Genomic DNA, 18,502 nt, shown 5'->3' with positions numbered 1-18,502 from the left:
GGCCTAGGCCAATAACATGGCAGGCGTGCCAGAACAGGTCGACTCCGCCGAACGCGACGCCCCGCCGAGTGCCACCGCGCCCCGCTGGGGGTTGAGTGTGCTGGACTGGGTCCGCATCGTACTGCTGCTTGCCGGACTGTTGTGCGTGCTCACGGGGCTGCTGCCGCGGGAGGAGGCGGCCGACAACATGCGCCGGATCGGCCCGCTGCTGCTGTTCCTCGGCAGCGTCATCGTGCTGGCCGAGCTGACCCGGCAGGCCAAGGTGTTCGACGTGATCGCGCACCGGCTGGCCATTCTCGGGCGGGGTTACTATCCGGCGCTGTTCGTGCTGTGCGTGGCGTTCGCCTCAGCCACCACGATCCTGTTGAACCTCGACACGACGGCCGTGCTGATCACCCCGGTCATGCTGGCGCTGGCGGTGCCGGCCCGGATCCCGCCGCTGCCCTTGGCCATGACCACCGTCTGGCTCGCGAATACGGCCAGCCTGCTGCTGCCGGTGTCGAACCTGACCAATCTGCTGGCCGCCGACCGGGTCGCGCTGACCGCGACCGAGTTCGCGGCGAAAATGTGGGTGCCTCAGCTGGTTTCGCTCGCGGCGACGATGCTGTGCCTGTGGGTCTGGTACTGGCGGCGCGGATGGCGCGACACCGACCGCTACCTGCCGCCGGAGCCGGTCCGGCCGGAGAACGCGAAAGAGCGGGTCCTGCTGTACACCACCGCGGCCGCCTGCCTGCTGTTCATCGTCGCGATCCCGTTCGTCGGCAACCGCATCGGCATCGCCGCGACGGTCGCCGCCGCCATCGCGGTGCTCGCGTTCGCCGTATTCGACCGCTCGTCGCTGCGGTTCTCGCTGATCCCCTGGCGGCTTCTGGTTTTCGTCGTAGGGCTGTTCCTGGTGGTGCCCACGCTCGGCCGGCTCGGCCTCTCCGATCTGATGCACACGCTGATCGGCTCCGATTCCGGTGCGGCAGGCGCGTTCCGGGCGGCCGGCGCGGGCGCCACGCTCTCGAATATCGCCAACAATCTGCCCGCCTACACCGCGGGCGAGGCGGTCGTGCCCGCGGAAAACCACAACCAGCTCCTGGCTTTGCTCATCGGCACCAACATCGGCCCGATCGTCACCCCGTGGGCCTCCCTCGCGACCCTGCTCTGCCTGGAGTTCTGCCGCACACACGGCGTGCGCGTGCCCATGCTCCGCTTTGTCTCGACCGGTCTCGGACTCGCCGTAATCGGCACTACCGGCGCGGTCGCGGCGCTGCTTATCATCGGATAAGGCCGTGCGGGAGGGGACAACAAATGAACAAGGTCGAATTCACCGTCACGAATGTGTTCGATATCAGCGGGCGGGGCGTCGTGATGGTGGCGGGCACGCTGACCTCCGGGGTCATCGAGGCGGGCGATGTCCTTTACGACTCGGTCACCGGTGCGCGAGTGACGGTGGCGGGATTGGAATTTCACGGCGGCCGCAAACTCGACGAACACGTGCTCGTCGTGCCCGCGAGCGAAGCCGACCGGGTCCGCATCGGTCAATGCCTGACCAGCGAACGACCGGACGACGGCCTGACCAGAACCCCCCGCCTGCGGCGCATCCTGGACGACGCGCCGGACATCGCCAAGACTCAGGGCCACGACTACGTCGGCGCCGAACACGTGATGCTCGCCATTCTGGCCGACCCGCACGCCGTTCCCACCCAGCATCTGCGCAAGCTGGGTCTGGACCCGGACAACATCGCTCAGACGTTGCGGGAATACGTGAGTGGGAAGGCCGGTCGCATCGAGCCTCCCGGGTCAGCCGGGTAGACCGGTCACGGTGACGCCGGCCGCGGATTTCACCAATAGCGTCAGGTCGGGCAGCATTTCGGCGCTACCGGCGATAAAATCCACTTCGCCGACGGGTAGTTCGAGGCGTTCGTTCAGCGTGGCCCCGTCGAAATCGGTGATGTGCATTCCTGATTCGCGCGCGAGCAGCGCGCCCGCGGGCAGGTCGACGAGACCGGCGCGGTAGCCGACGAAGCCGTCGATGTCGCCGTTGCTCAGCATGACCCAGCACAGCAACGGCGACCAGAGTTGAATCAGGCGGCGGGAGGCCGATTCCAGGGTGAGGCGCAGGGCGCGGGCGGTGGGATCGGCGCGGGTGACCGGGTAGCCCTGAAGCCAGGCGAGGACCGGTGCGGAGGTGGCGGGATGGTGCGCCGGGTGCCACAGCGGGCCGTCCGGGCCGTGTGCGCCGCGACCGCGCACGGCCGTCCAGGTGCGGTCGGCGATCGGCTCGTGCACCACACCGACCACCGGGGTTCCGTTGTGGCACAGCGCGATACCGACCGTGCACACCGGCAGGCCGATGGCGATGTTGTTGGTGCCGTCGAGCGGATCGATGACCCAGCACCAGGTGTCGTCGGCGCTGTCGAGAACTCCGGATTCCTCCGCGAGAATGCGATGGCCGGGGAACGCTTCGCGGATGTGGCGCAGGATGATGCCTTCGGCCAGGACGTCCAGGTCGGTGACCACGTCGCCGGTCGCGTCCTTGGCGCGGACGGTCAGCGCCCCGAGCAGCCCGGCGCGGATCGCGCGACCCGCTTCGACCGCCGCCTCGACCGCCGTCCCGGCCGCGCGGTCGAGCAATGTGTCCGGCAGTACCTGGTGTATCACGTCGCCCGCTCGCATCGGTTCTCCAGTCGCTCCGGCAGGGATTGATTCCGCAGCTGCGCGAGCACGGTGTGCGCCGCGCGGCGGGTTTCGTCGGTAGTGCAGAGGGTCCGGTGCACCCAGTGGTCGGTGGTGGCCGGCGTGCCCAGCGACAGGTCGGGGCGGCCGAGGTTGTCCTCGCCCAGGACCACGGTCGCCGCTTCGCCGCGTACGTCGGACACGTGAAAAGCGCCGTGCGGCAACGTATATACCTCGCCGGTGTGGAAGTGCTCCCGCGAACGGGTCCGGTAGGTCACGAGTCGCTTCGTCGCGCGCACCAGGTCGCCGTCCGCCGCGCTCTGGATCTCGAACATGCGGTGCGTGGGCGGCGCTGGGGCGCCGAGGATTTCGATGATCTCGTTGCCGACCGTGCCGTACAGCACGGTGCTGAGCAGATCCCAGCTGTGCGCGTGCACCTTCGAGGTGGTCGGATCGGCGCGCACGTCTTCGGTCCAGACATGCACGCAGATACCGAGGCCGTCACCACGCCACGCGGGAAAACACAAGAAGCCCAGCGGATGTCGTACCGCCAGCAGGCCGGAACCACCGTCAACGACGTCGGTGAGGACGCCGCGGGCCCAGCCACGCACCGCGGCTCCGGTGTGGTCGGAGCCGATCAGCGTGCGCAGGCGGGCGTATTCGTTCACTAATACGGGTTCCTCGGTTGTAGCGCGCGCCGCACGATGTCGGCGACGTCGCGATCGGTGAACGCGGCGGGCAGTTCCAGCGACAGGGCCTCGAACAGGCCGCGCACCTGATCGACGCTCGGTTCGTCGGACAGCGGCAGTTCCTCGCTGCGGCTCAACGGAACCTGACGGGTCTGCTTGAAACTGGCGACCAGCTCGCGATTGAAATCGCGGTAATAGGGCTTGTCCCGCTCGAACATCAGCGCCGGGGTGTTCGGATTGTCCTGAGTGACAATGACGCAACTCGACGACAGGTCCCAGCGGAACGTGGTCATCACCGTGGAGAGGCCCACGTCGATGGTCAGGAAGGTGAACCGCTGCCGGTACCAGCAGGCGGCCAGCACCGTCGCGAACGCCTCCTTGCGGGTGCGTTCGGTGGTCCACATCTCCCCGGTGCGGTCGGCCTCGGGCGAGAGCGAGGACCGGAACTGCGCGTAGGTCTTGCACAGCGTCTCGTCGGTCGGGTCCAGGATCTCCAATTGGACACGCAGCGGACGTTGTTCGCGTCGCGCGTTCTCCACGCACTCGCGCAGCGTCACCGCGCGGATGTAGGTTCCGGTGCCGCCCTTGAAGATCCACTGCTCGGTGCCGCGCCGGGCCAGGGTGTGCGCGTGCCCGATCTCCGGACCGTAGAGCAGCTGCACCGAATTCGCGTCGCGCATGGCCTTGGACGACAGGTGCCGATCGCGCAGTAGCGTCGTGGCGAGCAACGCGAGGACCAGCAGCACCGCCGCGTTCACGTTGTCGACGCTGATCACGTCCAGGACCGCGAGCAAGCCGACCACCACGGCGAGTACCAACGCGACCACACCATCGACGTTGTTACGCAACCAGATCAGCAACCGCGCCATGCGGCCCTCCCCTCTGTTCCCCCCCCAGGATAGAGGCAGCCGGACGAGCGAAGCGAAGGAAAAAGGAACTCCCGCGGCCGACGACGGTGCTCCAGCCCACATCCACCGCGCTTGACCTCGAGTGCGGTTGAGGAACCATGCTGGGCACCGGCCGTCGAACAACCCACTCGACGGCAACACCCCCTTGCGCTCCCGCCGGTCCCCGTACACCCCCGGCGGGAGCGCAAGGCCCCAGCCGCACCCTTCTTGATTTCCCGCACCGAAAATCGCATGCGATTCCCGGTGCGGGAAATCAGAAGGCGTGCGTGTGCACCAACGAAACAGCCGCACACCTTCTGACCTGGCGCATCAGGGGGTGCGCGGCTGAGCTCAGTTGGGGGTGGTGGGTTCCCACTCGTAGACTGTGACGGCGGAGGAGCCGGTGGTGTGTACCGGGTCGGCGAACGCGAGTTCCTTTGCGGCGTCGAGGTTTTCGGCGGCGATGAAGTACGCGCCGCCGGTTCCGTCGGCGAAGCGCGCGCTTTCGACCAGCTGGCCGCGCTCGTTCAGCTGCTGCAAGAAGTCCTTGTGCGGCTGGAGGACGGCGGTATCGAAGTTCGGCGTGCGCATCGCCAGCACCAGGAACTTCTTCACGCGTCGGCCTCCGGGCGCGGTGCCCTGGTCGCGGCCGCGGCGGCCCGGACCTGCGGCGCGACCAGCACGACCTGCCCGAGCACGCCGTTCACGAACGACGGAGAATCGTCGGTGGACAGCTCCTTGGCCAGTTCGACCGCCTCGTCCACCGCGACGACCGGCGGAACGTCGTTGGCGTGGAACAACTCCCACACCGCGATCCGCAGGATGGCGCGGTCGACTGCGGGCAGCCGGGACAGCTCCCAGTCCTTGAGGTAGGACTCGATGGTGCCGTCCACCCGGTCCAGGTCATCGGCGACGCCCTCGACCAGCGTGTGCGTGTAGGCGTGCAACGGCGCGACCGCCTGGTCGCGGGTGGCCAGTTCGACCCGCTCGTCGAGCAGGTCGGCCGGGTCCACGTCGCGTGCTTCTGCTTCGAAGAGCAGATCGACGGCTCGGCGGCGGGCTTTGTGCCGCGTGCCGAGCTTCTTGAAGGACTTCTTGTCTAACGGCTGTTCAGCCACAGTCACCATTATCCCAGTCGCTGTCTCTGTTTGCGGCAGGACGCTCCCGCCCTGTCCATCGGCGGCAGGAGCGGTCCCTACATGGTCGCGCCGCGCTACCGCCTCCGGGCCCGGCGCTCCCGCCGCGGGCAACGATCAGGCGTTGACGCGGCCGAGGTAGCTGCCGTCACGCGAATCGATGCGCAGCTTGTCGCCGGTGTTGATGAACAGCGGGACCTGCACCTCGGCGCCGGTCTCCAGGGTGGCCGGCTTGGTGCCGCCGGTGGAGCGATCACCCTGCAGGCCGATGTCGGTGTGCCGGACCTCCAGCTCGACGCTGACCGGGAGCTCGACGTAGAGCGGCGCGCCCTCGTGCGTGGCGACCTGCACGGTCATGTTCTCCAGCAGGAAGCGCGCGCCGGGTCCGATGGTCGACTCGGAGATGGAGATCTGGTCGTAGGTGTCGCCGTCCATGAAGACGAAGTCCGAACCGTCGTGGTACAGGTAGGTCATATCGCGGCGGTCGACCGTCGCGGTCTCCACCTTGACGCCCGCGTTGAACGTCTTGTCGACGACCTTGCCGGACAGCACGTTCTTCAGCTTGGTCCGCACGAACGCGGGACCCTTGCCCGGCTTGACGTGCTGGAATTCGATGATCTGCTGAAGCTGACCGTCGATCTTCAGCACAAGGCCGTTCTTGAAGTCGCTGGTGTCCGCCACTGTCCTCGGATCTCCTAGTTCGTAAACAACATGGTGGTCGACCGGCGTCAGTCGACGACGGTCAGGTCTTTGCTGGTGTTGGTGAGCAACTCCGGGCCCCCTTCGCGCACCACGAGCGTGTCCTCGATCCGGACCCCGCCGCGGCCGGGAAAGTACACACCGGGTTCGACGGTCACCGCCACGCCAGCAAGAAGTGTACCGGTTCCATTTTTGGCGATGCCCGGCGCTTCGTGGATCTGCAATCCGACCCCGTGACCGAGGCCGTGCACGAAGAGTTTGCCGTGGCCGGCGGACTCGATGACGGAGCGCGCGGCCGCGTCCACCTCGTCGGCCTTGACGCCCGGCCGCAGGGCTTCCCGTCCGGCCCGCTGCGCGGCTTCGACCAGCGCGTACACCTCTCGTTGCCAGTCGCTCGGCTGCCCAAGGACGAAGGTGCGGGTCATGTCCGAGTGGTAGCCGCCGATCATCGCGCCGAAGTCCAGTTTGACGAAGTCCCCGGTGGCGAGCACCGCGTCGGTCGGCCGGTGATGCGGGACAGCCGAATTCACGCCCGCGGCCACGATGGTCTCGAACGACACCGCGTCGGCGCCGTGCTCGAACATGGCCCATTCCAGGTCGCGGGCGACCTGCTTCTCGGTGCGGCCCGGACGCAGCAGGCCGCGTTCGAGCAGGGTGGCGAGTCCGTCGTCGCCGGCTTTGCAGGCCGCTCGGAGCCGGTCCACCTCGTAGGCGTCCTTGACCATGCGCAGCTGTTCGACCAGGCCGGGGGTGGCGACGAACTCCAGCCCGGTGCGCTGGTCGAGGAAGCCGCGGTGCTGATCGACGGTGACGATGTGGCTCTCGTAGCCGACCCGGCCGAGCTGCCATTCGCCGGCCAGCTCGACGATCCGCCGGGCGGTGGCCTTGGCGATCTCGGCGCGCAGGTCCGGGACCTGCTCGGCGACCTGGGTCTGGTATCGGCCGTCGGTGCCGATCACCGTGCGCTCCTCGGCGTTGCGCGTGTCCCAGGAATACACCAGTAGCGCCGCGTTGGATCCGGTGAACCCGGTGAGGTACCGCAGATTCACCAGGTCGGTGACCAGCAGGGCGTCCACCCCGTTTTCCACCAGCAGGCTCCGCAGCGCGCCACGCCGCGCGGCGTAGTCGGGGGCTTGGCCCGCGTGATCAGCACACATGGTTCAAAGCTACCGCCGACACGCCGTATAGCCGCATACAACACGTGGACTAGCGGCCACGGGCGCGCCGACCTGCTGCACACGATCTCGGTACGGATCGCGGAATGCCGTTGGCGCTCATCGATTTACGTACCGGACGGAATGCGGAGATCGGTTGTTCACATGTCGAAAAGCTGTCCACAATTGGGCGCAGCGGGGTTGTGCCCGGTCCCGATCGGACGAGAGTGGACGGCATGCCGATCATCGCGTTCGCCGCCCTCCTCGCGTGGTGTGTTGTGTTGAGCGTCATCGATTTTCGACAGCTGCGGTTGCCGAACCGGCTGACCGGATGGGGCGCGGTCGCGGTGTTCGGATACGCGCTGTGCACAGGTCGATGCACAGCCGCTTTGCTGGGTGCGGCGCTGCTCGCGGTGCCGTATCTGCTGGTACACCTGGCGCTACCCGCGGCGTTCGGTGCCGGAGACGTGAAGCTCGCGGTCGGATTGGGCGCGGTCGCCGCGCTCGGCGGCGGACAGGTCTGGGTATGGTCCGCGCTGGCCGCGCCCTTGCTCACCGCATGCGCCGGAGTTGCGGTGATGTGGCTACGCCGAACCCGGACTTCCGCCGACACACTGCGCAGGGTCTCGATACCGCACGGACCGGCCATGTGCCTGGCGACGGTGTGTGCGCTGGCCGTAGGGATTGCCTGATGAGATGCGCGTTGCCGAACGTGCTGGCCATCACTGCGGGCCGCGTGCCTGAGCAGCCGCGCCGACATGGGAAGATGGACGACGTGTTGCGCTGGATAACTGCCGGAGAATCCCACGGTCCCGCTCTCGTCACCATCCTCGAGGGGATGGTGGCCGGCGTCGAGGTCACGTCCGACGAGATCTCCGCGCAGTTGGCGCGCCGCAGGCTCGGGTACGGCCGCGGCGCCAGGATGAAGTTCGAGGCCGACAAGGTGACCGTTGTCGGCGGGGTCCGGCACGGCCGCACCATGGGCGGTCCGGTCGCCATCGAGATCGCCAACTCCGAATGGCCGAAGTGGACGACGGTCATGGCCGCCGACCCGGTCGACCCGGACGAACTCGCCGAACTGGCCCGCAACGCCCCGCTCACCCGGCCGCGTCCCGGGCACGCCGACTACTCCGGCATGCTCAAGTACGACTTCGACGACGCCCGCAACGTGCTCGAGCGGGCCAGCGCCCGGGAGACCGCGGCGCGCGTCGCCGCCGGCACCGTGGCGCGGAACTTCCTGCGGCAGGCGTTCGGCGTCGAGGTGATCTCGCATGTCGTCTCGATCGGCACCGCGCAGAACACCACCGGTGTCGTGCCGTCCGCCGGCGACCTCGCCGCCATCGACGAGAGCCCGGTGCGCTCGTTCGACAAGGACGCCGAGGCGGCGATGATCGCCGAGATCGAGGCGGCCAAGAAGGACGGCGACACACTCGGCGGCGTCGTCGAGGTGGTCATCGAGGGACTTCCGGTCGGGCTCGGCTCGTTCACCAGCGGCGAGAACCGCCTCGACTCGCGGCTCGCGGGCGCGCTCATGGGCATTCAGGCGATCAAGGGTGTCGAGGTCGGCGACGGGTTCGAGACCGCGCGCCGGCGCGGCAGCCAGGCGCACGACGAAATGAAGCCCGGCAGCGACGGCGTGCTGCGTTCCACCAACCGGGCCGGCGGCTTGGAGGGTGGCATGACCAACGGCGAGGCGCTGCGCGTGCGTGCCGCGATGAAGCCGATCTCGACGGTGCCGCGCGCGCTCGCGACCGTCGACATGACCACCGGTGAAGAGGCCGTCGCCATCCACCAGCGTTCCGACGTGTGTGCCGTGCCCGCCGCGGGTGTGGTCGCCGAGTCGATGGTGGCCCTGGTCGTCGCGCAGGCCGCGCTGGAAAAGTTCGGTGGCGACTCGCTCGGCGAGACCCTGGAGAACATCACCAGCTACGTCAAGCGGATCAGCGCCCGCCCGCACAACGCGCCCGCTGACCCAAGCACGCCATGATCGTGCAGACCGATCCGCGCGCGCCGCGCGTGGTGCTGGTCGGTCCGCCGGGCGCGGGGAAAACGACGATCGGCCGCAAGCTCGCCAAGGAACTCGGCGTCGAGCTGTACGACACCGACGCGGGCATCGAGCGCGAGACCGGTCGCACCATTCCGGAGATCTTCGCCGCCGACGGCGAACCCGAATTCCGCAAGATCGAGGAGCGGGTGGTGCGCCGCGCGATCCTGGCCGAGCGCGGTGTCGTCTCGCTCGGCGGTGGCGCCGTGCTGTCCAAGGACACCAGGGCGCTGCTGCGCGGTCGTACCGTCGTCTACCTGGAAATCAGTGTGGGCGAGGGGCTTCGGCGGACCGGAGCGAGTACCAATCGGCCGTTGCTCAACGGGACCGATCCGGCGGCCAAGTATCGCGAGCTGATGCGCAAGCGGCGGCCGCTGTATCGCGAGGTCGCCACGGTGCGGGTACGCACCGACGGTCGCAGCCCGGGCCGGGTGGTGAAGATGGTGCTCGCCAAACTCGGTTTCGAACCGGCGAATCCGGACACCGCGACGGAAGTCGACTGCCCGGATCAGCCCGAGACCACGAACACGGCGGCCACGACCGGTGCGAACGCCGGAACTCCGCAGGGCAGCAGCCGATCTCGGGCCCGTCGCCGGGCCAGGGCGCGAGCCGCCGCGCGTCGGCGAGAAGCGGCCGAAGCGGCCGGGGAGCAGGCGCCTTCGGCTCCGATGGGAAAGTCCGCGGTGAATGCGGGTGGTCGAAGCTGGCGCATGCGCCGGGCCGAGGCGCACGCCGGCGAGAACTCGGCGGCGAACGACGCAGCGGCCGACGCGGCCGCGTCCGGCGAAATCGCGGTGCCGACGCTTGCCGATAGCGCCAATCCCGCCGGCCGCTGGCGCACTCGTCGTGCGACCGCCCAGGACGACGCCGACGCGCCGGCACCATCGGACAGCGCGGAAGAGCCGAGTCAAGGCCCGCGATCCAGCGGACGGGCCCGGCGCGCCCGTGCGCGACGAGCCCGCGTGCGCGCCCGCAAAATCCAAGAAGCACAAACAGAATCGGAGCAGCAGACGTGAGCGAGCGCAGCATGCCAGAGCCGTACCGTCTCGAAGTTCGTACCGCCGAGCCGTACCCGGTGATCATCGGCCGCGGACTGCTCGGTGAGCTCGTCGAGGCGGTCGGCGGCGCGACGAACGGCGTGCGAACGGTGGCGATCTTCCATCAGCCGCCACTCGCCGAGACCGCCGAGGTGGTGCGGAAGGCGCTGGCCGACACCGGTATCGACGCGCACCGCATCGAGATCCCGGACGCCGAGGCGGGCAAGGAACTCGCGGTCGCCGGCTTCTGCTGGGAGGTGCTCGGCCGAATCGGGCTGACCCGCAACGATGTCGTGGCGAGCCTCGGTGGCGGCGCCGCCACCGACCTGGCCGGTTTCGTGGCCGCCACCTGGATGCGCGGCGTGCAGATCGTGCACGTGCCGACCACGCTGCTGGCCATGGTCGACGCGGCGGTCGGCGGCAAGACCGGCATCAATACCGAGGCGGGCAAGAACCTGGTCGGCTGCTTCCACGAGCCGGCCGCCGTGCTGGTCGACCTGGCCACGCTGGAAACCGTGCCGCGCAACGAGATCGTGGCCGGCATGGCCGAGATCATCAAGGCCGGTTTCATCGCCGACCCGGTCATTCTCGACCTGGTGGAACGCGACCCGCAGGCCGCCATCGATCCCACCGGCGACGTGCTGCCCGAGCTGATCCGGCGCGCGATCCAGGTGAAGGCCGACGTCGTCGCCGCCGACCTCAAAGAGGCCAGCCTGCGCGAGATCCTCAACTACGGCCACACCCTCGGCCACGCCATCGAGCGCCGCGAGCGCTACCGCTGGCGGCACGGCGCCGCCGTCTCCGTCGGCCTGGTCTTCGCCGCCGAGCTCGGCCGCTTGGCCGGCCGTCTCGACGACGCCACCGCCGACCGGCACCGTGCGGTCCTGGAAAGCGTCGGCCTGCCGACGACCTACGACGCCGACGCTCTCCCCCAGCTCCTCGACACCATGCAGACGGACAAGAAGACCCGCTCCGGTGTCCTGCGCTTCGTCATCCTCGACGGTCTCGCCAAGCCCGGTCGTCTGGAAGGCCCCGACCCCACCCTCCTCGCCGCCGCCTACTCCGCCATCCTCCGCGAAGGCACCCCCAGCACCGGCATCCTGCTGTAGGACAGCGACTACCGCGAACGACGGAAGCGGCGCGCCCTGGGCTGGGCGCGCCGCTTCTTGTGCGCAGAGTTCGGCCAGTACACCGCCCTGGCCGACTTGCGCACTGTCGGTTGGTCAGCAGGTTCGGGTGCGGACATGTCCGGAGGCTTGTCGTGCCGCGACGATTGCGGAGAGGGCTCACGTCGGGTGCCGCCGCTGCGGTGCCGTTCGCTGCGCCTCTAGCCATGCCTACGCCGGCCGTCGCACGCCATCTCGGCGTCCTCGATCGGGTTGGCCTGGTACCTGGATTACCGGAGCGCTGCGGTACACGCCGTTCTCGTAACCCGCGCAATACTCACCCAATCGCGCCCGCCAACTCGCGCCGGACTATCGCCGTAACCTCAGGGCTGCGGAATCCAGTAGTCGTACCGGTCGTTGTCCCAGCGCGCGACGCACACCCCGGCCGGGTTCCAATTCGGGCCTTCCTTCTGGCAGTACCCCAGCGAAACGTTCGACACCGAGGGCAGGCAGACGTAGTTCCAGTGCGGCTGGTTCGACGCACAGCCGTTGTCCTGCGCGACCGCCTGCCCGCCGAACACGACCGCGGACGCGGCAATCGCCATCGCGGCGGCCGCACCGATTCGAATCATCATCACAATGTCCCCTCCCGTTGAAATGCATTGGACAACAACAGAATATCGATAAAGCAGTCGGCAACCGAGCACGCAGCCACAGGTTGGCAGGGCACATCACATGTTGGCAGAGTCCCAAACCTGGCAGCCCGGGGTGCGCCACGTGATCTATTTCGTGCGCCACGTGATCTAGTCGCGGCCCGCATGATCAAAGAGGAGCGGACAGCGAAACGGCGCACCCCACGATCGGAGTGCGCCGTCTCGCGAATATCAGGCGGGCGTGTGCACCGGCGTCGACTGCTTGCTGTGCGAGCGATCGGCCAGAATCCGCCCGAGCCCGACCCCGATCAGGGCCGGAACGAAGATCAGCAAAACGATGAACGCCGCACCCGCGGTGAGTTCGAAGAGTATCCCGTTGTCGCCGAGGTCGAACTTGGGCAACCAGTCGATGATCCACGCGGCGAGCCCGCTGCCGAGCCCGCCGGCCGCCGCGGCCTTGAGCCACAGCAGCGTCAGGTCGGTGCCGCGCTCCGGGTCGGGCTGGGCCGAGCGGTCCTTGCGTCCGTCCAGCACACCCCAGTACAGGACGGCGGCCACGATCAGGACGAGGCAGAACGCCCGCATCCAGACCCCGTGGGTCGGCCAGTTCACCATCGCGAACCCGAGCACGGCACGCAGGACGACGACCAGCGCACCGAGCACGACGGCCCGCAACACCCAAGCATTCATGCGGACCACCATAACCCTGCGCATCGCCGAACAAAACTAGAACCGGTATCAGTTTCCGGCTGAAGCGGTTCCCCTGCCGCACGCGACGGCACCGCAGGCAACCCCGGACGCCGAAGCTGCCAACCGGTCGCGCAGTCCGATGAACCGACGAGAGCGGTCCGCCGGACCGGCCGCTCAGGCCGAATCCGCCAGCGCCGCCGCCATTTCCGCACGCGGAGCCGGACGGCCGGTGAACTGCTCCACTTGCCCGTACGCCTGATTGAGCAACATCTGCAACCCACTGACCACCGTGTGCCCCGCCCGCGACACGGCTTCGGCCAACGGCGTCGGCCAGGGGTTATAGATGGCGTCGAGCACCACGGGCGCCGTCGCGACCGCATCGGCGACCACCGCGGCCGCCTCCGCCGGAATCGTGCTGACCACGGCGCCGGCCCGTTCGCACAGTCCGGCGATCGCGGCCGGATCGAAACTGGTCACCGCCGCGTTCATGCCGAGCCGCTCCGCGAGATCCAGTGCACTGCTCGCCCGTCCGGCGTCGCGAGCGATCACGGTCACCGTCTTGGCCCCGAGCTCGGACAACGCGAGCAGCGCGGGACGAGCGGTCCCGCCGGCACCGAGCACCACCGCTTCGGCCACATCGGTGACCCCGCCACCGCGCAACGCACCGAGCACACCGTCGACGTCCGTGCAGTCGGCCTTCCACCCGCCCTGGCCCCGGACGAGCGTGTTGGCCGACCCGACCAGCACCGCCCGCTCGGTTCGCTCGTCGGCGTAGGCCAGCGCGGCCTCCTTGCCCGGCATGGTCACCGACAGCCCGACCCACTCCGGCCCGAGCCCGTCGACCAACCCGGGCAGCTGCTCCGCCGTGCATTCGATCCGCTCGTAGCTCCAATCGAGCCCGAGCGCGCGATACGCGGCCAGATGCAGCTGCGGCGAGCGGGAGTGCGCGATGGGCTTGCCCAGCACCGCCGCCCTGCGGTCAGCGGCCACTGTCCAGGATTCCGCTCGCCTGGGCCTGCTGGATGTAGCGCTGGTGCTGCTTGTAATCGTCGGTGAACAGGGTGGTGCCCTGCTTGTCGACGGTGACGAAGTACAACCACGACCCGGGTTCCGGATTCTCCATGGCGCGCAACGCGTTCAGCGAGGGCGCGGAGATCGGCGTGGCGGGCAGGCCGGTCTTCGCGTAGGTGTTCCACGGCGTCTCCGCGGCGCGGTCGGCGTCGGTGGTCTGCACCTCGGTGCGGTCCAGTGCGTAGTTCACCGTCGAGTCGAATTGCAGCATCTGCGGGACCCGCAGCCGGTTCACGATCACCCGCGCGACCTTGCCCATGTCCTGCGGCTTGGCCTCGCGCTCGACCAGCGACGCGGCGATCAGCGTCTGGTACGGGGTCAGCTTGGTCTCGCCGCCGGACTGCAGCAACCCGGTGGATTCGTAGCTCTTGGCACTGGCCGTCACGACCTGGCGCAGCATCTGCTCCGGCGTGCCGCTCGGGTCGAAATCCAAAGTGCCCGCGGCGATCAAGCCCTCGAGCTGCCTGGTCCGGTCCGGGCAGTCCTTGACACCCTGCGCGGCCCAGGCGGGCACGCCGAGCGCGGCCAGGTCGACGTTCGCGCCCGCGGCGTCGAGCTGTTCATAGGTGACGCACTTCTGGGTCGGGCCGGTGCCGATGCAGCTGGCCGCGGCCATCATGCGGTAGATGCCGTCGGTGCGCCGGCCGGAGCCGCCGACCTCGTACTGATCGTGCAGCAGCCGCCCCTCGGGGATGACCAGGTTCCCGACGCGCGCTTGCTTACCCAGCAACTGGGTGACCGCCTGCGCGGCGGGGATCTTGCTGGGGATCGCGTAGAAGCCCGGCTGCACCGAGTTCATGTTCGAATTCCGCACGGCCGCTTCGAAGAACGCGCCCGTGCTGGCGACCACGCCACGGTCCTTCATGGTCGCGGCGATCTGCTGCGAGGTGTCCCCGTCGTGCACCTGGACCACGACCAGCGGTCCGGGCTGTCCGCCGGCCGCGTAGTCCTCGGGGCTGCCGAGCGACTTGATCAGCTTCATTCCCGCGAACACCGCGGCGCCCGCGAACAGCAGCACGAAGACGCCCGCGACGAGCCACAGGGTGCGCCGGCGACGCTTGCGCTCCTTGGCTTTGCGCGAGGCGGCCCTGGAGCGCCTGCTGCGCTGCGGGCTCTTCGACCGGCGCCGGCCTTCGGGCTCGTCGTCGTCGACCGGTTCCCGGCGGCCGACCCGGGGGCGTGGGGCGTCGCGCCGCTCCCTGGACCGCGGCGCCGGGGCGGGCGGCGGCTGGTCGTCCATGTCGTCGGTGTAGCGCGGGATGACCGTCGTGTCGTCCTCGTAGTCGTCCCAGGCGTCCTGCTCCCGGCCGACCACGCGGTTCGTCTTGCCCCGGTTGTCTCTGCTGTTCTGCCCACCCCAGGCTCGGTCGTCACGCCGGTAACGCCGATCAGCTTCGCGCTGTCGGAACCGTTCCTCGGCCCGCGCCCATCGATCCGTCATGCGTCGTCCTCGGACGACGCATGACGCACCGCTTCAACCGACCTCAACACCGCACTCCGTTCGTCCAACCATCCTTGCAGGATCGAGACGGCCGCCGCCTGATCGATCACCTGCCGCTGGCCACGCGCGCGAACTCCACTGTCCCGCAATGCACGTGCAGCTGACACCGTAGTCAAACGTTCGTCGGAAAGTCGTATAGGTACCGGCGACACGGCGGCCCGCAACTCGTCGGCGAATGCGGTGGCAATGGTAGCGGCAGTGCCCTTCTCCCCGCGCAATGTTCGGGGCAGACCCACGATCACCTCGACTGCCTCGTACTCCCGCACAATTTCAGCAATTCTGGCGATATCGGGTGCTGGGCCGACCGAGCGCTTGTTCGGCTTCGCGCGCGGCACGGTTTCGACGGGCGTGGCGAGGACGCCGTCGGGGTCGCTGGAGGCAACGCCGATGCGGACACTGCCGACATCGACGGCAATTCGCCTGCCGCGTCCGGGATCCGTGTCGGGATGCGGACGGTCGGCGCCGTGCCGAGCCCTCGCGGAATCGCTTCGCGATGCCATCACTTCGCCAGTTCGGCCACCCGAGCACGGACGGCGGCAAGGCCGGTGGGAATGCCCGACGGATCGGACCCCGCACCCTGCGCCATCTCCGGCTTACCGCCACCGCGACCCGCGATGCTCGGACCGAACGCGCCGACCAGGTCGCCGGCCTTGAAACCGAGGTCCTGCGCGCCCTTGTTCACGGTCACCACGAACGGCACCTTGCCGTCGGCATTGCCGAGCAGCACCACCACGGCGGGCAGCGTGCCGAACCGGCCACGGATATCGGTGGCCAGCGTGCGCAGATCACCGGCGGGCACGCCCTCGGGCGCGGCGACGGCGACCAGCAGCACGCTGCCGATCCGCTCGGCCTCCTCGACGAACTTGCCCGCCGAGGACAGCACCGCGGCCATCTTCGTGCGCTCGAGTTCCTTCTCCGCCACCTTCAACCGGTCGACCAGCTGCTCGACCCGCGCGGGCACCTCGTCCGAGGGCACCTTCAGCGAGGACGCCAGGCCGGCCAGCAGCGCGCGCTCCTTGGCCAGGTACTTGTACGAGTCGAGGCCGACGAACGCCTCCACGCGCCGGATGCCGGACCCGACCGACGACTCGCCCAGCACGGTGATCGGGCCGATCTGCGAGGAATGCTGCACGTGCGTACCACCGCACAGCTCCATCGAGAACGGGCCGCCGATCTCCACCACGCGCACCTCGTCGCCGTAGTTCTCGCCGAACAGCGCCATCGCGCCCATTTCCTTGGCCTTGGTCAGGTCGGTGACGAAGGTGTTCACCGGGAAGTCCGCGCCGACCGCGTCGTTGGACACGGCCTCGATCTCGGACTTCTGCTGCTCGGAGAGCTGACCCTGCCAGTTGAAGTCGAAGCGCAGGTAGCCCGGCTTGTTCATCGAACCCGCCTGCACCGCGTTCGGGCCGAGGATCTGACGCAACGCGGCATGCACCATGTGCGTGCCGGAGTGGCCCTGGGTGGCGCCCCGGCGCCAGGCCGGATCCGCTTGCGCGAGAACGACATCGCCCTCGGTGACCTGCCCCTGCTCGACCGTGGACTTGTGCACCCACAGCTTCTTGGCGATCTTCTGCACGTCGTTGACCCGCAGCTTCAGCCCGTTCGCGGTGATCGAACCGCGGTCGGCGATCTGACCGCCGGACTCGGCGTAGAGCGGGCTGCGGTCCAGGATCACCTCGACGTCCTGACCGACCGTGGCGACCGGCACCCGGACACCGTCGGCGATCAGCGCGAGCACGTGCGCCTCGGAGGTCAGCTCGTCGAAACCGGTGAACTCGGTGGCGCCGCGGTCGACCAGTTCCTTGTAGACGGTCAGGTCGGCGTGCGCGTGCTTGCGCGCCTGCGCGTCGTCCTTGGCCCGCTTGCGCTGCTCGGCCATCAGCGCGCGGAAACCGTCCTCGTCCACCGAAAGGCCCGCCTCGGCGGCCATTTCCAGGGTGAGGTCGATCGGGAAGCCGTAGGTGTCGTGCAGGGTGAAGGCGTCGGTGCCGGCAATCGTGTTGCTGCCCTTGGCCTTCACCGCGGCGGCGGTGTTGTCGAACAGGGTGGAGCCGGTGTTCAGCGTCTTCAGGAACGCCGTCTCCTCGCCCACCGCGACCGTCTCGATGCGCCGGAAATCGGTGGCGAGTTCCGGGTAGGACGGCGACATGAGGTCACTGACCACCTTCATGAACTCGCCCATCACCGGCTTCTCCGCGCCGAGCAGGCGGGCCGACCGGACGATCCGGCGCAGCAGGCGGCGCAGCACGTAGCCGCGGCCGTCGTTACCCGGGTTGACACCGTCGGCGATCAGCATGGCGCCGGTGCGCGCGTGGTCGGCGATCACCCGGAACCGCACGTCGTCCTCGTGCGTGACGCCGTAGGACCGGCCGGTCAGCTCCCCGGCCTTGTCGATGATCGGGCGCAGCAGGTCGGTCTCGTAGACGTTGTCGACGCCCTGCAACAGGAACGCGACGCGCTCGACGCCCATGCCGGTGTCGATGTTCTTCTTCGGCAGCGGGCCGAGGATCTCGAAGTCGTCCTTGCTGGTGCCCGCGCCACGCTCGTTCTGCATGAACACGAGATTCCAGATCTCGATGTAGCGATCCTCGTCGGCCTCCGGGCCGCCCTCGACGCCGTATTCCGGGCCGCGGTCGTAGTAGATCTCCGAGCATGGGCCGCACGGGCCGGGGATGCCCATCGACCAGTAGTTGTCGGCCATGCCGCGGCGCTGGATCCGCTCGGCGGGCACGCCCATCGACAGCCAGATCTGCTCGGCCTCGTCGTCGTCGAGATAGACGGTGGCCCAGAGCTTTTCCGGGTCGAAGCCATAGCCGCCGTCCTCGACGCTGCTGGTCAGCAGCGACCAGGCGAAGGTGATCGCCTCGCGCTTGAAGTAGTCACCGAAGCTGAAGTTGCCCGCCATCTGGAAGAAGGTGTTGTGCCGGGTGGTGATGCCGACATTCTCGATGTCACCCGTGCGCACACACTTCTGCACGCTCGTCGCGGTCGCATACGGAGGCGTCTGCTGACCGAGGAAGAACGGGACGAACTGGACCATGCCTGCGTTGACGAACAGCAGGTTCGGATCGGCCAGGATCAACGAGGCACTCGGTACCTCGGTGTGGCCGGCACGGACGAAATGGTCCAGGAAGCGCCGTCGAATCTCGTGGGTCTGCACAGATATCC

The 18,502-nt window shown here is 68.6% G+C and carries 18 protein-coding genes and 1 pseudogene; 6 read left to right on the top strand and 13 right to left on the bottom strand.

Features of this window, described 5'->3' with window-relative positions:
- Positions 1-16 precede the first annotated feature (16 nt).
- Positions 17-1,273, top strand: a complete 1,257-nt coding sequence (locus ACFYO1_RS08920; RefSeq protein ID WP_387228586.1) for an SLC13 family permease — start codon at positions 17-19, stop codon at positions 1,271-1,273.
- Between the two features lie 23 nt (positions 1,274-1,296).
- Positions 1,297-1,800 (top strand): Clp protease N-terminal domain-containing protein, encoded by a 504-nt coding sequence (locus ACFYO1_RS08915; protein WP_387228584.1) that lies wholly within the window; start codon positions 1,297-1,299, stop codon positions 1,798-1,800.
- Here the strand turns inward: ACFYO1_RS08915 and ACFYO1_RS08910 are convergent.
- The 7 genes from ACFYO1_RS08910 to ACFYO1_RS08880 form a co-directional block, all read right to left on the bottom strand.
- Positions 1,789-2,664, bottom strand: coding sequence for an inositol monophosphatase family protein (locus ACFYO1_RS08910; RefSeq protein ID WP_387228582.1), 876 nt, complete (start codon positions 2,662-2,664; stop codon positions 1,789-1,791). The genes ACFYO1_RS08915 and ACFYO1_RS08910 overlap by 12 nt on opposite strands.
- Entirely contained in the window at positions 2,646-3,332 is a 687-nt protein-coding gene (locus ACFYO1_RS08905; RefSeq protein WP_387228581.1) for a hypothetical protein, read from the bottom strand. The genes ACFYO1_RS08910 and ACFYO1_RS08905 overlap by 19 nt, the downstream gene beginning before the upstream one ends.
- A complete protein-coding gene (locus ACFYO1_RS08900; protein WP_387228579.1) occupies positions 3,332-4,222 on the bottom strand; it encodes a hypothetical protein in 891 nt (296 codons plus the stop codon). The genes ACFYO1_RS08905 and ACFYO1_RS08900 overlap by 1 nt, the downstream gene beginning before the upstream one ends.
- A gap of 369 nt (positions 4,223-4,591) precedes the next feature.
- Entirely contained in the window at positions 4,592-4,855 is a 264-nt protein-coding gene (locus ACFYO1_RS08895; protein WP_387228578.1) for a YciI family protein, read from the bottom strand.
- Positions 4,852-5,358, bottom strand: coding sequence for a transcription antitermination factor NusB (gene nusB, locus ACFYO1_RS08890; protein WP_387228576.1), 507 nt, complete (start codon positions 5,356-5,358; stop codon positions 4,852-4,854). Before nusB ends, ACFYO1_RS08895 begins: the two co-directional genes overlap by 4 nt.
- 135 nt (positions 5,359-5,493) lie before the next feature.
- A complete protein-coding gene (gene efp, locus ACFYO1_RS08885; RefSeq protein ID WP_387228574.1) occupies positions 5,494-6,057 on the bottom strand; it encodes an elongation factor P in 564 nt (187 codons plus the stop codon).
- Between the two features lie 47 nt (positions 6,058-6,104).
- Positions 6,105-7,232, bottom strand: a complete 1,128-nt coding sequence (locus ACFYO1_RS08880; RefSeq protein ID WP_387228572.1) for a M24 family metallopeptidase — start codon at positions 7,230-7,232, stop codon at positions 6,105-6,107.
- 242 nt (positions 7,233-7,474) lie between these two features.
- Between ACFYO1_RS08880 and ACFYO1_RS08875 the strand changes: the two genes are divergently transcribed.
- From ACFYO1_RS08875 to aroB, 4 genes and pseudogenes are all read left to right on the top strand, one after another.
- Positions 7,475-7,921: a prepilin peptidase gene (locus ACFYO1_RS08875; protein ID WP_387231787.1), complete on the top strand. Its 447-nt coding sequence runs from the start codon at positions 7,475-7,477 to the stop codon at positions 7,919-7,921.
- 83 nt (positions 7,922-8,004) lie between these two features.
- Positions 8,005-9,216 (top strand): chorismate synthase, encoded by a 1,212-nt coding sequence (aroC, locus tag ACFYO1_RS08870; RefSeq protein WP_387231785.1) that lies wholly within the window; start codon positions 8,005-8,007, stop codon positions 9,214-9,216.
- Positions 9,213-9,717 (top strand): annotated as a pseudogene (locus ACFYO1_RS08865) (shikimate kinase); the annotation flags it as partial. The gene aroC and the pseudogene ACFYO1_RS08865, both read left to right, overlap by 4 nt.
- 583 nt (positions 9,718-10,300) lie before the next feature.
- Positions 10,301-11,419, top strand: a complete 1,119-nt coding sequence (gene aroB, locus ACFYO1_RS08860; RefSeq protein ID WP_387231783.1) for a 3-dehydroquinate synthase — start codon at positions 10,301-10,303, stop codon at positions 11,417-11,419.
- 380 nt (positions 11,420-11,799) lie between these two features.
- Here aroB and ACFYO1_RS08855 read toward each other — a convergent pair whose 3' ends face one another.
- The 6 genes from ACFYO1_RS08855 to alaS form a co-directional block, all read right to left on the bottom strand.
- On the bottom strand, positions 11,800-12,051 hold the full coding sequence (locus ACFYO1_RS08855; protein ID WP_387228569.1) for a hypothetical protein: 252 nt from the start codon (positions 12,049-12,051) through the stop codon (positions 11,800-11,802).
- Between the two features lie 249 nt (positions 12,052-12,300).
- A complete protein-coding gene (locus tag ACFYO1_RS08850) occupies positions 12,301-12,759 on the bottom strand; it encodes a B-4DMT family transporter (RefSeq protein ID WP_387228566.1) in 459 nt (152 codons plus the stop codon).
- A 174-nt stretch (positions 12,760-12,933) separates the two neighbouring features.
- Positions 12,934-13,749, bottom strand: a complete 816-nt coding sequence (locus tag ACFYO1_RS08845; protein ID WP_387228564.1) for a shikimate dehydrogenase — start codon at positions 13,747-13,749, stop codon at positions 12,934-12,936.
- Positions 13,739-15,271 carry an endolytic transglycosylase MltG gene (gene mltG, locus ACFYO1_RS08840; protein ID WP_387228562.1) on the bottom strand — a complete coding sequence of 511 codons (1,533 nt, stop codon included), beginning with the start codon at positions 15,269-15,271 and terminating at the stop codon, positions 13,739-13,741. Before mltG ends, ACFYO1_RS08845 begins: the two co-directional genes overlap by 11 nt.
- Positions 15,268-15,831: a Holliday junction resolvase RuvX gene (gene ruvX / locus ACFYO1_RS08835; protein ID WP_387228561.1), complete on the bottom strand. Its 564-nt coding sequence runs from the start codon at positions 15,829-15,831 to the stop codon at positions 15,268-15,270. Before ruvX ends, mltG begins: the two co-directional genes overlap by 4 nt.
- Complete coding sequence (gene alaS / locus ACFYO1_RS08830) at positions 15,831-18,494, bottom strand: alanine--tRNA ligase (protein WP_387228559.1); 2,664 nt, start codon at positions 18,492-18,494, stop codon at positions 15,831-15,833. The genes ruvX and alaS overlap by 1 nt, the downstream gene beginning before the upstream one ends.
- Between the last annotated feature and the right edge of the window lie 8 nt (positions 18,495-18,502).

Origin of the sequence: Nocardia sp. NPDC006044, from assembly GCF_042871115.1 — a bacterium.
In the GTDB taxonomy this organism is placed as follows: domain Bacteria; phylum Actinomycetota; class Actinomycetes; order Mycobacteriales; family Mycobacteriaceae; genus Nocardia.
Note: the sequence above shows the minus strand (reverse complement) of the source record. Positions and strands in the feature narration are given on the sequence as shown.

Bases quoted from the DNA above. Each gene is read 5' to 3' on its own strand.
- ACFYO1_RS08915 (WP_387228584.1), top strand. From the start codon at position 1,297: ATGAACAAGGTCGAATTCACCGTCACGAATGTGTTCGATATCAGCGGG.
- ruvX (WP_387228561.1), bottom strand. From the start codon at position 15,831: ATGGCATCGCGAAGCGATTCCGCGAGGGCTCGGCACGGCGCCGACCGT.
- ACFYO1_RS08880 (WP_387228572.1), bottom strand. From the start codon at position 7,232: ATGTGTGCTGATCACGCGGGCCAAGCCCCCGACTACGCCGCGCGGCGT.
- ACFYO1_RS08855 (WP_387228569.1), bottom strand. From the start codon at position 12,051: ATGATGATTCGAATCGGTGCGGCCGCCGCGATGGCGATTGCCGCGTCC.
- aroB (WP_387231783.1), top strand. From the start codon at position 10,301: ATGCCAGAGCCGTACCGTCTCGAAGTTCGTACCGCCGAGCCGTACCCG.
- ACFYO1_RS08900 (WP_387228579.1), bottom strand. From the start codon at position 4,222: ATGGCGCGGTTGCTGATCTGGTTGCGTAACAACGTCGATGGTGTGGTC.
- ACFYO1_RS08850 (WP_387228566.1), bottom strand. From the start codon at position 12,759: ATGAATGCTTGGGTGTTGCGGGCCGTCGTGCTCGGTGCGCTGGTCGTC.
- mltG (WP_387228562.1), bottom strand. From the start codon at position 15,271: ATGACGGATCGATGGGCGCGGGCCGAGGAACGGTTCCGACAGCGCGAA.
- ACFYO1_RS08910 (WP_387228582.1), bottom strand. From the start codon at position 2,664: ATGCGAGCGGGCGACGTGATACACCAGGTACTGCCGGACACATTGCTC.
- ACFYO1_RS08920 (WP_387228586.1), top strand. From the start codon at position 17: ATGGCAGGCGTGCCAGAACAGGTCGACTCCGCCGAACGCGACGCCCCG.